Raw genomic sequence first — 14877 nt, forward strand, 5'->3', positions numbered from 1 at the left:
TGAAAAATCACCCCTATGTGAAAATAAGAGTGATGGCGTATGTAAAGCGCTCTATGCACGAAGCATACAACGCCGTTATGTTATTCGTCTTTTGCTGTCACGTTTTTTTCCGTTAACTCTTTATACCAATGAAAGTCACCCGATTTCACAGCTACTGCCATTAATTCCTGCACATCATCTGAATATAAATGAACGTCTTCGTTTGACTGAATATATTTAGCTGGTACCCAATACGCATCTTTTGAAACACGCGGTAAACGCACTAAATAGCGATTGCCTACCTCGTCCGCTTTTTCCACATATCCTGGCACGTTGCGATATAGAATCCATTGACCTACTTGAAACATAATTTCCATCCCTTTCATTTGATCGTTAAGCAAATTATATTATCAAAAAGTCATTTATCCAAACATACTGCTTAGAAATAGTAATTTTCTATTGCTTTATTTACGAAAATATGCTAAAAACCACAACAAAATTGCTCGCACCGGTTTTACAATTGCTCATTTTTGTATGTTGCAATAGCACTTGTAACTAAAAAACCAAGCGTGTTGATGAGACCGCGATGCTTCTGCAATTACTCGAGGTAGAAAAACATTTGCTCCTGTAGTTACTCGTCGCACATCAATTCCTTAAGCTCGCGATGCACGTCTTGCGATTATAATCGAGCAGTTTCTTCGGATTTTATACTTAAAACATCGATGCAGCAGTATAAAAACGGTGAATTACTATGCGTACAAAAAACCATTTCAATAGACGTCGTGTCTACCGAAATGGTTGCTTCTTTTATTTTGCGACAGTGCGCACAACTTCTACGAGTAAGTCCGCAAGCTTCTCTAGCTCCTCGATTGGCATGCGCTCGTTCGTCGTATGGATTTCCTCATAGCCGACCGATAAGTTTACTGTCGGAATGCCAAAGCCTGCGATGACGTTCGCATCACTGCCGCCGCCTGAGCTTCCGAGTAACGGCTCGCGTCCTACCGCTTTTACCGCTTCGATTGCCACTTGCACGACTTGATCATCCTCCGTTACGCAAAAGCCTGGGTACATAAGCTGTACATCGACTTCTGCTGCTGCGCCAAGTGATGCAGCAACATCTTCAAACGTCGCTTTCATATGTGCAGTTTGTGCATCGAGCTTGTCGCGGTAAATCGAACGTGCCTCTGCTAAAATATGCACTTCATCACATACGATGTTTGTCGCCTGTCCACCTTCAAAACGTCCGATGTTTGCTGTCGTGTCCGCATCGATACGTCCGAGCTTCATTTTCGCAATCGCCTTTGCTGCGACTGTAATGGCTGAAATACCTTTTTCTGGTGCAACACCTGCATGTGCTGTTTTACCGCGCACGATGACATTAAGCTTTGCCTGAAAAGGTGCTGCTGTGACGATACCTCCTACTTTGCCGTCACTATCGATCGCAAAGCCGTACTTCGCATGAATCATTGATCGGTCGAGTTCCTTCGCTCCGACAAGCCCGCTTTCCTCACCTGCTGTAATAATGAACTGAATGTCGCCGTGCGGAATGTTTTGTTCCTTTAAGCGGCGAACCATTTCGATACTCGCGGCAATACCGGCTTTGTCGTCCGCACCTAAAATCGTCGTACCGTCTGAGTAAATATAGCCGTCTTCACGAATTTGCGGCTGAATGTTTTTGCCTGGTACAACGGTATCCATATGCGTCGTAAAATAAATCGGATCGACACCTTCTTTGTTACCCTTTAATGTCGCAATAATGTTGCCTGCGCCGTGCCCGTTACGTGTATGGGCATCATCTTGCACGACGTCAAAGCCAAGCTCCGTTAATAAATTGACTAAAATAGGTGCGATTACTTCTTCATGCTTCGTTTCTGAATCGATGCGCACAAGTGATAAAAATTGTTCAACTACGCGACTGTTCATCTGTTTCTCTCCTTAACATTCTGCCAATTGCAGAGTACTTACGCATTAGTGTATCACATTTTTACAGCTTGCAAACGCTACCATTTTATTTGGAAACATTTAGTGAAGATATTGAAATTTTCTTACATTTCTAAGAATGCGTTTTCAACGAGAAGTTTTTATACTAGTTCATTTTCTTGTCATATTTAAATGATTTCTGTTTATTTTTCGTACATTTCCTTTGAAGTTAGACATCTACCGTTGTAATATGAAGACAACAAATAAACGAGAAACCTCAAAGGGAGTTTTATAGATGAACACAACAATCACTTATTACGTAGAACAAATTGAAGCAACGTTATTAAACGACTTAGCAACACAAAACGAATCAAACTTATACGACATCGCAAACGACATGCTTGCAACTGAAGCGCGTGAAAACTTCGCATCAATTTGCCAAGCGTACGAAGTTGTAAAGCATAATTTAGTAGGCTAATTTCGCCCATTACCAACCTTACTTTATATAGATGAAAACCCCGAGCGTTCATTTCACGCTCGGGGTTTTATTATGCTTCTAAATTGCGAATCGTCTTCTCGATTGTGCGCAGCTGTTCCTTTTGCTCACGATACAGCTCAAGCGTGCCATTTGCTAGCTCTAAATATTCTTGCGTCGCTGTCGTGTCTGCCTCGCTTAATACCGTATATAGCTCATGCTCGATCAAAATGCGACTAATGCTTTCTGTTAGTTCTTTTTGCTGTGACATTAACTCACGCTTTAACGCCTCTTTAATAATGACTTTGCTTTCTGGGTGTAATATGTAATCACCATAGCTTGACATGAGCTGTGCATTTGGCTGCTCAGTCGTTGCTAATTTTTTCACCGTCTCAATTACGTTCATCCAATTCCTCCTATATTAGCTTGTAATAGCTAATTTCATCATAGTAACGCCCGTCTACATATAACGCATCGACGCGCTTGCCTTCCTCTAAAAAACCACTCGTTTGTAAAAATTGGCGCGCTGCCTCGTTTCGTTCAAATACCGCACATTGCAGTCTGTGAATGCCAACTTCTTTTGCCCACGCTTCCGCTGTTTCCATCAACCGCTTCGCTACGTGCTGCTGCCTCACTTTTTCCGACACGCCAATAACAATTTCCCCAATATGCTTCGTGCGTGCATACGGCTCTGCTTGACACATGCAATAGCCCATTAGCTCACCTTGCTGCTCATAAACGAAAATGGCACGGCGCGATTGTTGAATCGTTTCTTCGATAAGTGCAAATTGCATATCAATCGTCATTTTTCGTTCACCAGGACTATAACGCATCACATTCGATTGGTCCACTTCTTTTAGCAGCACGAGTAACGGCTCTGCATCCTTCATCTCAACAGGACGAATCATTTACTACACCTCTACTTTCCACAACAGACGTCTGTTGTTTACATTCCATACTTATGGAAAAAAACCTTCTTTTTCGTTTGAATTTTTCAAAAACATGCTACACTAAAACAGAAAAGTAAAAATGAGGTGACGATTATGTATAACTATATTGCAGTAGCGATTGACGGCTCTGACAATGCATTGCGTGCAACGGCTGAAGCAATTCGACTAGCGAGCACGACTGCAACGATTGAGCTCATTTATGTCATCGATGTGGATCACGTACGACAAGAAGTGCTACATGCGACGTCTCCCGATGCACTTATGCTTGCGAGGCGCCAAAAAATAGCACCATACGAAGCGCTCGTACAGCAGGCGCATCGTAACGTCAAAATTACGATATTAAAAGGATTGCCAGGGCCAAGCATTGTCGATTACGTCAATACGCGTCCCGTTGATATTATCGTCATCGGTAGCCGTGGTTTGAATGCATTCCAGCAAATGGTACTTGGCAGCGTCAGTCATAAAGTGATGAAACGTGCGACGTGCCCTGTACTCGTCGTCAAATAAAAAACGCATTCGAGGCAACGTTCGCTTCGAATGCGTTTTTACATGATCGTTACGATTGCTGCTTGAAGTAAACGACAAGCTCTTGCTTAAATACGCCATCTTCCTCGTAATGATCTAAACTATGAAACTCATATTGATATGTACCAAACGGAAACGTTACGTTTTCCCCTTGACATGCAGCAAGTAATCCCGCTACATCTTGTGACACCGTCGTCAGCAGTTCCGCTCCTGATTGTACATCGACAAATACTACATACATGCTCGTCCTCACCTTTCTACTATGTCAATAAACAGCGCCGTTAAGCAGACGACAAACAATAGCAACGTGATTAAGCTATACATCGGATTGGTCACCATCACAAGCACCATTGACAATACAAACAGTACAATTGCTCCGATTAGCATCATTAACCTTGTCAACATCATCCCTCATTTCTTTCCACTTGCGATTTTACACGAAAAGCACATCGTTATGCAATCGAATGTGTATCATTCCTTACCCGAAACGAAAAAAACTAGATAAAGCCGACATGCGACTTTATCTAGCATTATGCAACGACTAATCCGACAAGTGAATATAAAATAATGCCACCGAACAGCACCATTAAATACACTAGTGAATATGCAAACATCACTTTCGCCCATTTCGCGTCGTCTTGCTGCTTTGCGTATTTTAAGCTAATGTATAGCCAAATGACACTTAGCACGAGCGTTAACACCATAATCGCTTCGCTAAACGCGGCCATCGTAAAGCTTACCACAATGAGCAGCACTAAATATACGTTAGATTGCGTGTACGTGCGTTTAAAGCCTTTGACTACTGGTAACATCGGCACGCTCGCCTTTGCGTAGTCATCGTGCTTACGAATCGCAATCGCATAAAAGTGGGGCATTTGCCAAATAACCATGACAAAAAACAATCCCCAAATGGCTGGGTTCGTTAAGTCTGATGATACCGCGCCCCAACCAATGAGCGGTGGAAATGCGCCTGAAATACTGCCAACTTCTGTATTGTACACTGTCGTACGCTTCGTCCACATCGTATACGGCCCAACATAGAAAAACAAACCTAAGAAGCCAAATAGTGCCGCATACATGCTTGCACTCCAAAGTATTCCTAAGCCAGCAATTGCCATTATAATACCGAGCCAAATCGCCGCTGATTTTGAAATATCCCCAACGACAGTCGGACGCGATTTTGTACGATCCATTAACGCATCAATGTCCATATCGTACACGTTATTAAATGTACCAGCTGCACCGATTACTAAAAATGAACCGATAAATGCAGCGACAATATCCCATACGTGTGCAAATGGATTTAAACCATTTACGTACAGCGCCATTGAAAGCCCAGCAAACATCGCAAATACATTTGATTTAATAATACCTGTCTTAATCGTTGCCGCAATAATTTGCGACATGCTTCGTTGTTCAATCAATGTGTCAATCCCTGTTTTTTTGTACTCATTTTTATATAAATTATTCATATGCAAGTCCCATTTCTTATGAAGAATTGTCTTATATATACTTAATAGACTATACATTTAGCGTCATAGCATTGTCAACCGCATTTCAAAAATGCCACACAACTTCTACTTTTCATGAAAAACAATAAGCATCGCGCTTGCATATTAATATAAAAACAAACGTGTTGATTCGCCATTGCATTGGCAGCTCGCGCATGGCGGCTTCGCTTTCCTGAGGCTCAGGGGCGAACACGATGTTTGTTCTGAAGGTGGTGCGACACGGATGTGCAAAGCAACCCCACGTTATGGTGAAGAGCCTAAAAGTGGCGAATCATCAGACCTGATAAAAATGTTCAAACGTAAGCTCACGTATCATTTAGCTCGCATTGTTTGCGCAAAAAGCTACAGTATAATACACTATGGACAAAATCGTTTGTATTGGTTCAGAAAGAGAGAGTATATGATGACGAAATTTGATTTGAAACATTTACTAGCGGTCGTCGAGCACGGCAGCTTTTCAAAAGCGGCTAAAGCATTAAACGTATCACAGCCTTATTTAAGCAATCGTGTTAAAACGATCGAGACGTCTATTCGTACCGAATTACTTAACCGAAAAACACATCCACTAACATTAACAGCTGCTGGTGAACTATACGTTCATTCCGTGCAAAAGCTTGAACAAGATTATAAAATTTTACTACGTGCCATTGAGCAGCTGACTGAATCTGCTGCAGCACGACTTGTCGTTGGCATTCACCCGACGCTCGCTCGCCCATTACAGCGCATTTTGCCACAATTTGTAGCACAACGCCCTCAAACAGAACTCCAAGTAACAGAGGAATTGCAATTCGATTTAAGCGAGCAAATTTTGCTTAATAAAATGGACCTTTGCTTTAGCGTACAGCCCGTTGTCGACCGTGCTATTGTGAGTGATCTCGTGCTACAAGGGGTGCCTTATTTGCTTATACCAAAAGGGCATGCGTGCTACGACCCGACGCTGCAAACGATTATGCAGCTACCATTTCCAATAGAACAGCTTGCACAGGAACGTTTCGTTTTACTGAAAGAATCGTACGTGCTACGTCGTGAAATTAACCATTATTTCGACGCGATCGATTTGCATCCAAACGTTTTAATGGAAACAAATAGTATGGATACGGTGCTGCAATTCGTTTCAGCGAATTTAGGCTTATCGATTGTGCCATCGTACGCCATTGATCCTACCACGATACAAGACGTAAATATTTATACGCTACCACAGGCGACGTTTTCTTGTGACGTCTATATTAACTATGCGAAAATGAAGCAATCGGATGCATTAACAACGCTCATTACATTGACGAAGCAGCAGCTCGCGACATAACTATACGTATCACTCGAAGCGCTCGCCGTTCGAGTGATTTTTTTATACTCATATGAGGCGTATGGATACGTCATTCCATCGGCTACGCGCGAAAAGCCAACTAGCAAAATGATAACATTTACATACATCGATGGCTCTTCACCATAACGTGGGGTTGCTTTTCACGTCAACCCCAGCTTACGGTAATGAACCACATCGATTTCCTTTTGACTGCTGAAAATAACCGAGTCAACAGAGCTGTTATCATCTATTTTTTCACTTGCTCAATCTATCGATGTACTATGTCGACTTTACATGTTCATATTTCACTCAGGTCTGTTGATTAGCCATTTTTGTAAAGCTGAATCTGTTGTTTTCAGTAGCAAAACTGACATGAATGCAGCATTGTAGTGGCATGGGAGCGTGCGGCGAGACTCCTTGGGGAAAAGCTCGTGCCTCAAGACCCCGTAAGCCTCGACGTAGGAGCGGTGCGGAGGCTTGAGCCGAGCCCCAGGAAAGCGAGCCGCAATACGCGAACTGCCAGTTGAATGGCTAATCAACACGCTTGTATTTCACTATTATTTTTATACATTGCATCATATCGGAAAAGCCTTACGCTATTGCTTTTTGACTAAATTTCACTATCATTTAGCCGATACATACTATAGTCAAATTTTACACGTATAAACGGATTTTCTTTAAAATAGAAAGGAAGAAACTTATGAATATGAAGCAACGTATCGCCTTTTCAGCACTACTCGTAGCACCTGTTGTCGCCGTGTCCATGCCAACAGTAGATGCTGCTAGCACATTTACCCCTGCTACATCGTCTGTTTATCAAACAATTTATGTTGATTTAACGAAGCTAACCGGCACGATCGAAAAATATAGCTGGGCTATTATTGATGGAGGACAAAAAACACCGATTGTTGCCTTAAATGCAAATTCCTTTCCTGTAAAGCCTGTGCATTCTGGTAAAACGATCGAAGCGACAGCACATTTAAAAGACGGCACAACGGTAACGAGTGAAACGTACATCGAACCGTTTATCCCGACGTATAACGGCACGCCACAGCTCGTGACGCAAAACGGTGCGACGGTGAAAGAAGCATATGAAGGATTAACGCTACAGTTAAAAGTACCGAGCGTTATTGAGCTTAATCGCGAACCTGTCGTACAAGTACCTGAACAAGAAGTAACATATACGTATGAATGGTATAAAGTAACGACGACAGCACGAGAGCGCATAAAAAACTCCGTTGCTAGCTATACAATTCCGAATGATTTTCGCGCTACATTACAAGGTGTAACGATCGGTCTAGAAGTAGACATTTCAGCTACGGTTAAAAACTTACCAGGAGCAGCACCAATTACGATTACCGCATCCATGCCTTTAGGTGAAAATCCGGTTGAACGACTGCTTTTATCGATCGATGAGCTTGAAACGTCACCTGCGACAAATTTTTATACGTATAATATGGCTGGTAAAACGTTCGAGCAATTTAAAGAACATGTCACGGCATTACAGTTAGAAGTAAATAGCTTACCTGGTGCATTAAAGACGAAAATTACGAACTTCAATCAACTACAACTAGCCGCATCAAACATCGGTGCAGCGGAAGCATTTTTAACGAATTATCAAAAAGCGGTAGAAACAAATGACGCAAAAGATATTGAACGTGCGCAAAAATCCGCAAGCAACTTAAATCAACGTCAGCTCTCACTCGTAAAAGATGAATATACAGACGTTTTCATCTTAAAAGCGAGCGATGAAGGTTTAGATGAAGATGCTGTGTTAGAAATTAATGAGGAGTTGCTTGCACTATATAGCATTACGGACATCGAGGAGCTCAACGAACAAATTGTGACGCTGCAAGAAAAAATTGATGCACTGCCAAGACAGCTGCACGGTTTAATTCAAAAGGAGCATTTAACGCGCGCACAGCAAAATAGTAACGCTGTACGTAACTTTACGGACAAAGTAGCGATGATCGGTGAAGACGCGGATACAGAAGCGAATGCGAAAGATATTAAAGCTGCACAAGCCGCCTTTTCAACGTATTTAAAACTATCGTATGAGCAAGCAAAACTCATTTCAGAGGAAGATTTAACATTCATCCAAGAAGTGTTAGAGCAAGAGCAAGTAGCCGCACTCGAGTTAAACGAAGAAATTGAAGAGCTCATTGCGAACATTCTCGATACGCCGTTAACGTCTACAGAGGAGTTCGTACTTGTTCAACAAGATTACGATATTTTAAACGATCGCTATAAGCAGCTATCTACGAAGGCGCGTAAATTTGTCACGAACTACGAGCGTTTAAAAGAGCTGCGCACAGCGTTAAAAGATGCTGCACGTACAGAAGCGCTCATTCGCCAGCTTGCTGCGTACGACCCAGCAACGAACTTAAAATCGTCGCGCTCAAAATTACAAGCTGCACAAAAATCAGCATTAAAGCTATCAACGCTTGAGCATGCTTTACTCATCAATAAGGAAGATTTAGTCGCCTTTACAGATGCAGTAAACGACGCTGTTAGTGATTCGATTACGTCTCAATCTGAGCTAGCGCAAAGCTTTTTAACGAACATTACGCGCTGGGGTGTGTTTGACGACTACATGTCATACGGCACGTACAACTCATTTAGTGAATTCGAAGCAGAAGTAAGCGAGTACAACAAGCAATTTAAAGCGATCATCGCGCGCGAACGAAATTCGTTACCGACGAAGATTTTCTTAAAGACGGCTACTTCTGACATTAAAGCGGTAAAAAATGCGATGAAAAAAATTACTGCAGCCGTAACAGAGCCGAAGCCATCGAAGCAATATACGCGCATTTTATCAGCAGAGCGTGCGTATGCGAAGCTATCTAGCACGCAACAAAATTTACTAACCCTTCCGTACCAAGGTGGGCAAACGTTAACGCCGTATGAGCAATTACAACAAAAAAAGGCGGAAATTTTAGACTTAGAGGAATTAAATGAAACGTTAAGCACGTTTAAAACGACAGGTTACGATCGCCCAATTGAGGAACTTCAAGCAATCGTCAACTACTATAACGATTTAAATAGCGGCGTGAAGCAACTTATTATCGATAGCGACGTCATTAAAAACATTTCAAAAGATATTAAAACGGTGCGCAACTTCCACACAAAATTACGTCCAATTATCGACAATATTGACAACGAATCAACGACAGAAAATCATAAAAAGGCACTTATTTCTGCATATGAGAAGCTAACATTTACACAGCATAGTTTATTACAGTATATTGAAGGGCTAGAGGAACTTCCTGCGATTATTGAAGAAATTCGCGGTGAATCATCACTTAGCAGCGTATCGGATTTATTCGCAGAAATTGCAGCACTTGTTGAAAATGGTGAATATACAGAAGCTGCTACTGCAGAAAATGTCCTTGCGTTAAAAGAGGCATACCGTCAATTAAAGCCTGACGAGCGCCGCGTTATTTCAAACTACGATATTTTAACGAATGCGGAAAAGCATATTAAAAAAGTAGATGCGCTCGTCGCAACGAAGCCAGAAGACTTAACGACAGTCGCTGGCAAGCAATGGCTCGAAAAAGCAACGAACTTAAAGCCACTAGAGGCAAGCTTACTGCTATTAGCGCCACCAGTTCCAGAAAAAGAATAAAAAAAGAGGGCTATGTTTACGTCAATATTAATACGACGTGTAACATAGCCCTTTCGTTCGTTATTGTACTTTAAAGTTTTTTGCAATAAAGTGCGCCACTGTGCTTAAAAGCTGTGGATATTTTTGTTTATATTTCAGTGCAAAATACAATGTTTTCATGAAATGTAACGTCATCGTGCGCGCTGTGAAATAATCTCTCGTATAGCCGCGCTGCATTAAATAAAGCTGCAATTGGTCAAACACTTGTTCAACCCACTCGACCATTACTTCCTCTGGGAAATCGACTTCAATAAGCGCGGAAGCAATTTCAACTAAGCGCTCTTCCTCATCATCGACAAGCACTTGCCCTTTCCAAAATACCGACTGAACGCCTTGTAAAATTGGCACGCCATATTTTACCTCAAAGTAATCATGACGAATCATGAGCGCGAGTAAATCCGCTATGTGCGAGATTGCATTCGCCCACCCTTTACCATCAACATAACCGCGTACATCTTTCTCACGCTGTAAAAACTGCGTTGCTTTATTGTATAGCTGCTCCTTCGCTTCTTCACTTAAGTACGACTGCATCATATCAATGCGCAGTAGACCCGCAAGCCAAAGTGCCGCATATGAACGTGTAAATACCGAATCGTCCATATGTGTGCCGATACCGTAAAATAAATAATCGTCTGTTGCGAGCTTACATACAAGCTGCTCCATCGTGTCCTTTAATAATTGATTGCTCACAAGCAGCTCCATAAATAAGCTATAAATTGCTTGATCGCGCAGCATCTCATCTGGCGAGCCGATATTCATTAACATATCCTCAAGTAACACATCGCCGTGCTGCGTCATATACGTTGCGCGCTCTTCTGTTGATAAATTGAGCACGTCTTGAATTACTGCTTTTAATTCATTCATACGTTCGTTTCCTCCACGCTCCAAATTAGTATCATTATCGCACACGAAACGAACAAGTGGTTAAAGAAAACAACGAATAGTGCGAAAATAAGCGCGAAAAAGAAATGTTTGAGCTCATTGCACTATAGCTGCTGTAGTTTCGTCTGCATGTCATAATAAAAACGTCGCTGCTCCATAAGCAATTCATGATTGCCACGCTCCGTAATTTCACCTTGCTGCAGCACGAGAATTTGGTCTGCCTGTTCAATCGTCTTTAAGCGGTGCGCAATGACGAAGCTTGTACGTCCTTTCATTAAGTTAAGCAACCCTTGTTGAATGTGTACTTCCGTGCGCGTATCTACATTCGACGTTGCTTCATCTAAAATCAAAATAGCAGGATCTTCTAAAATGGCACGTGCAATCGCCAGTAACTGACGCTGCCCTTGACTTAAGTTTGTGCCACCTGACGTAATCATCGTATCGTATTGATCTGGCAAGTGACGAATAAACTGATGCGCATACGCTACTTTTGCTGCTTCTTCTACTTCCTCATCGGTCGCATCAAGTTTCGCAAACCGAATATTATCACGAATCGTTCCTTTAAATAAATACGTATCTTGTAACACAATGCCTACATGCTCACGGAGCGAATGCATCGTGTAATCATGAATATTTCGCCCATCGATTGAAATATCACCTTCACCGACGTCGTAAAAGCGCGTAAGTAAGTTCATGACCGTCGTTTTCCCTGAACCAGTTGGACCGACGAGCGCGATCATATCACCAGGCTTCGCTTCAAACGATACGTGCTTTAAAATCGCCTTGTTTGGCTCGTATGCAAACGACACATCATTAAAAACGACGTGCCCGTTAAACGTTTTCGCCTCGACTGCACCTGCTTTGTCGCTCGGCTCATCATCTTCATCGAGCACATCAAATACGCGCTCTGCCCCAGCGATTGCAGCTTGAAAGACGTTTAGTAAGTTCGATAGCTGATTAATCGGGCGGAAAAACTGGCGCGTATACGTCACGAACGCCGCAAGTACTCCGACTGTCGTATATCCTTTTAAAATGAAATACGCCCCTGCCCCGATGACGAGCGTTAAACCGATGCCGTTCATCGCGTTGTTAAATGGACCCATCATGCCTGAGATCGTTTCAGCATGTAGCGCTGAGCGACGCAGTTTTTCATTTTTTGCGTAAAACTCCTCGCTGACGTGCTGCTCTTGCCCGAACAACGTAATAATGTCCGTACCTGAAATCGTTTCTTCAATGTAGCCGTTTAGCTGCCCTAAATCACGTTGACGCGCACGGTAATTCACACTTGAGCGCTTAATAATTTGCTTCGTCACATACACGATAAGCGGAATAATGATGAGTGCGACAAGCGCTAAACGCCACTCCATTAAAAACATTGCGACTGCTACACCGACGACCATAAGTATAGATGATAAAATTTGCGTAATACTTTGCGTTAATGCCATGTTTAAGCTGTCGATATCATTTGTCACACGGCTCATAATATCGCCTTGCTGATTGCGGTCAAAAAACGGAATCGGCAGGCGCTGCAGCTTTTCAAATAATTGCTGGCGCAGGCGACGAATTGTTTTTTGTGCGACAAAAATCATCGTCAGCGTTTGAATGTATGTAATGACAAATGCACCGATGTATGTACCGGCTAAAATCCATGTCATATCGATCGCTCCAGCAACATTACGCACTAAAATGTAATCATCAATAATGATCCCGATAAGCCACGGTCCGACGAGCTGAAGAAGCGTAAATAGTAATACGGTAATCATTGCGATCGCTACTGCAAGTCGTTCCTTTTTCATATAGCCCCACAGACGGTTAATCGTTTGCCATTGGTTGCGCGGCTTCTCGATGCTGACACCGATTCCTTGGCGCTCTAATCCTGTTCGTGTATTACTCACCGACAACCCCTCCTTGCGCTTGCTGCGTCGCTAAAATTTCTTGATACACCGCGTTCGTTTTTGCGAGCTGCTCATGTGTGCCGAGCCCGACCATTTTGCCGTGCTCGAGCACTAAAATATGATCCGCATGCTCAATCGACGAAATTTTCGATGCAACGATTATTTTCGTCGTATCACGGAACTTTGTCGCCAAATGGTGCTGAATGTGACGCTCTGAAATCGCATCGACTGCTGACGTGGAATCATCAAGCACTAAAATGCGCGGCTTGCGAATAAATGCGCGTGACATCGCTAAACGCTGTCGTTGCCCGCCTGAGAAGTTTTTTCCACCTTGTGCGATTACATGATGCACACCGTCATCAAAGCGCGTGACGAACTCGCTCGCCGCCGCGACGTCCATCGCTGCATACATGTCCGCTTCGCTCGCATCTAGGTTGCCGTATCGTAAATTTTCTGCAATCGTGCCGCTAAACAACGTCGCTTTTTGCGGTGCAATACCGATTGCTTGGCGCAGCGTCGTTAAATCGATGTTTTGAATTCGCACACCATCAATGTAAATGCACCCTTTTTGCACATCGTATAAACGAGGTAGCAGCTTCGTAAGCGTCGATTTCCCTGAGCCCGTCATGCCGAGAATACCGAGCGTCTCACCAGCGCGCACATGAAGTGAAATGTCATCAAGCACGTATTCGCCGTTGTTATAATAATAAAAGCTGACATTTTCAAAACGAATATCCCCTTGAATGTCCGGTGTTACCGCATCATTCGCATTTGTCACGCTATTTTCCATATGCATCACCGTTTGAATACGCTTTGCACTCGGAATAGCACGCGCAATTTGAATGAGCACGTTGCTCGACGACATAATGCCGTTCATAATGATCGTTAAATAGTTAATGAACGCTAAAATGACACCGACTTCAAGCGCACCTGCCTCAACTTTAATCGCACCTGACCAAAGCGCTGCCACGATGCCGATATTAATGACAAACATGCTAATCGGTGTTAACACGCCAACAACATGTTCTGCCTTGAAGTTACGCTTCATCAGCTCATAGTTAATGCCGCGGAAGGCGCTCACTTGCATCGCGCTACGGTTAAACGCTTTAATGACGCGCACACCGGCTAAATTTTCCTGCATGTACGTATTGACGCTGTCGATGCTCTGTTGTACTTTCGCAAACACTTTCCCTGCCATCGTCGTAATGCATACAATTAACACAACTAAAATCGGCACAATAATAAGCAACAAACTAAATAGCTCACGCGCCGTAAAATAGACGACGATAATGGCTCCGATAAATAATAACGGCCCACGCACGAAAATTTTCAGCATCATGAGCACTGCTTTTTGTAGCGTTTCGACGTCGCTCGTTAAGTTCGTAATGAGCTTGCCGATGCCGACATCCTCCTTATTTTTTACCGATAACACGGTAATAACATCGTATAAATCTTTTCGTAAGTCGGTCGAAAAATTAACGGCCGCTTTCGCACTGTAAATGGAACAGCCGACACCACCAATTAAACCGATGACAACAACGACAAGCAACAATCCAAACATGCGGTATACGTAAGCATCATCGTTGTTTGCAATGCCATCATCGATAATGTGCTGCATAATCGTCGGCTGCAGTAAATCCATTGCTACTTCAAGCACCATAAATAACGGCGCAATAATTGCAAATACTTTATATGGCGCTAAATAACGCAATAAGTTCGCCATGTCCTACTTCCTTTCTATCATTATATTCTTTAACCACTATACGCTTTGTT

Annotated in this window: 14 protein-coding genes; 4 read left to right on the top strand and 10 right to left on the bottom strand. The window is 42.8% G+C overall.

Annotation, left to right across the window (positions count from 1 at the left end):
• Positions 1 to 80 precede the first annotated feature (80 nt).
• Together A6K76_RS10150 and A6K76_RS10155 are read right to left on the bottom strand one after the other, a co-directional pair.
• Positions 81 to 347, bottom strand: coding sequence for a hypothetical protein (locus A6K76_RS10150; protein ID WP_066464705.1), 267 nt, complete (start codon positions 345 to 347; stop codon positions 81 to 83).
• Between the two features lie 439 nt (positions 348 to 786).
• Positions 787 to 1902, bottom strand: a complete 1116-nt coding sequence (locus A6K76_RS10155; RefSeq protein WP_066464706.1) for a M20/M25/M40 family metallo-hydrolase — start codon at positions 1900 to 1902, stop codon at positions 787 to 789.
• A 292-nt stretch (positions 1903 to 2194) separates the two neighbouring features.
• On the opposite strand from A6K76_RS10155, the gene A6K76_RS10160 reads away from it, so the two are divergent.
• The gene (locus A6K76_RS10160; RefSeq protein ID WP_066464707.1) at positions 2195 to 2377 is read left to right on the top strand and encodes a hypothetical protein; all 183 of its coding nucleotides are present in this window, start codon (positions 2195 to 2197) and stop codon (positions 2375 to 2377) included.
• Positions 2378 to 2447: 70 nt separating this feature from the next.
• Here A6K76_RS10160 and A6K76_RS10165 read toward each other — a convergent pair whose 3' ends face one another.
• A complete protein-coding gene (locus A6K76_RS10165; RefSeq protein WP_066464709.1) occupies positions 2448 to 2780 on the bottom strand; it encodes a hypothetical protein in 333 nt (110 codons plus the stop codon).
• A 10-nt stretch (positions 2781 to 2790) separates the two neighbouring features.
• Positions 2791 to 3282 (bottom strand): GNAT family N-acetyltransferase, encoded by a 492-nt coding sequence (locus tag A6K76_RS10170; RefSeq protein ID WP_066464711.1) that lies wholly within the window; start codon positions 3280 to 3282, stop codon positions 2791 to 2793.
• Positions 3283 to 3417: 135 nt separating this feature from the next.
• Here A6K76_RS10170 and A6K76_RS10175 point away from each other — a divergent pair, with 135 nt between their 5' ends.
• On the top strand, positions 3418 to 3831 hold the full coding sequence (locus tag A6K76_RS10175; RefSeq protein WP_066464712.1) for a universal stress protein: 414 nt from the start codon (positions 3418 to 3420) through the stop codon (positions 3829 to 3831).
• A 49-nt stretch (positions 3832 to 3880) separates the two neighbouring features.
• On the opposite strand, the gene A6K76_RS10180 is transcribed toward A6K76_RS10175, so the two are convergent.
• The 3 genes from A6K76_RS10180 to cyoE form a co-directional block, all read right to left on the bottom strand.
• Entirely contained in the window at positions 3881 to 4090 is a 210-nt protein-coding gene (locus A6K76_RS10180) for a thymidylate synthase (RefSeq protein WP_066464713.1), read from the bottom strand.
• Between the two features lie 8 nt (positions 4091 to 4098).
• Positions 4099 to 4251 carry a hypothetical protein gene (locus tag A6K76_RS16790; RefSeq protein ID WP_169818008.1) on the bottom strand — a complete coding sequence of 51 codons (153 nt, stop codon included), beginning with the start codon at positions 4249 to 4251 and terminating at the stop codon, positions 4099 to 4101.
• Positions 4252 to 4379: 128 nt separating this feature from the next.
• Positions 4380 to 5321 (bottom strand): heme o synthase, encoded by a 942-nt coding sequence (gene cyoE / locus A6K76_RS10185; protein WP_066464714.1) that lies wholly within the window; start codon positions 5319 to 5321, stop codon positions 4380 to 4382.
• 439 nt (positions 5322 to 5760) lie between these two features.
• On the opposite strand from cyoE, the gene A6K76_RS10190 reads away from it, so the two are divergent.
• Together A6K76_RS10190 and A6K76_RS10195 are read left to right on the top strand one after the other, a co-directional pair.
• On the top strand, positions 5761 to 6663 hold the full coding sequence (locus A6K76_RS10190) for a LysR family transcriptional regulator (protein ID WP_066464715.1): 903 nt from the start codon (positions 5761 to 5763) through the stop codon (positions 6661 to 6663).
• A gap of 700 nt (positions 6664 to 7363) precedes the next feature.
• On the top strand, positions 7364 to 10288 hold the full coding sequence (locus tag A6K76_RS10195) for a hypothetical protein (RefSeq protein ID WP_066464719.1): 2925 nt from the start codon (positions 7364 to 7366) through the stop codon (positions 10286 to 10288).
• Positions 10289 to 10348: 60 nt separating this feature from the next.
• Here A6K76_RS10195 and A6K76_RS10200 read toward each other — a convergent pair whose 3' ends face one another.
• From A6K76_RS10200 to A6K76_RS10210, 3 genes are all read right to left on the bottom strand, one after another.
• A complete protein-coding gene (locus tag A6K76_RS10200) occupies positions 10349 to 11191 on the bottom strand; it encodes a DUF2785 domain-containing protein (protein WP_066464721.1) in 843 nt (280 codons plus the stop codon).
• Between the two features lie 122 nt (positions 11192 to 11313).
• Positions 11314 to 13104, bottom strand: a complete 1791-nt coding sequence (locus A6K76_RS10205) for an ABC transporter ATP-binding protein (protein ID WP_245671977.1) — start codon at positions 13102 to 13104, stop codon at positions 11314 to 11316.
• Positions 13097 to 14827: an ABC transporter ATP-binding protein gene (locus A6K76_RS10210; RefSeq protein ID WP_066464725.1), complete on the bottom strand. Its 1731-nt coding sequence runs from the start codon at positions 14825 to 14827 to the stop codon at positions 13097 to 13099. Before A6K76_RS10210 ends, A6K76_RS10205 begins: the two co-directional genes overlap by 8 nt.
• Between the last annotated feature and the right edge of the window lie 50 nt (positions 14828 to 14877).

The organism is Caryophanon latum, assembly GCF_001700325.1.
GTDB classification, from domain to species: Bacteria; Bacillota; Bacilli; order Bacillales_A; family Planococcaceae; genus Caryophanon; species Caryophanon latum.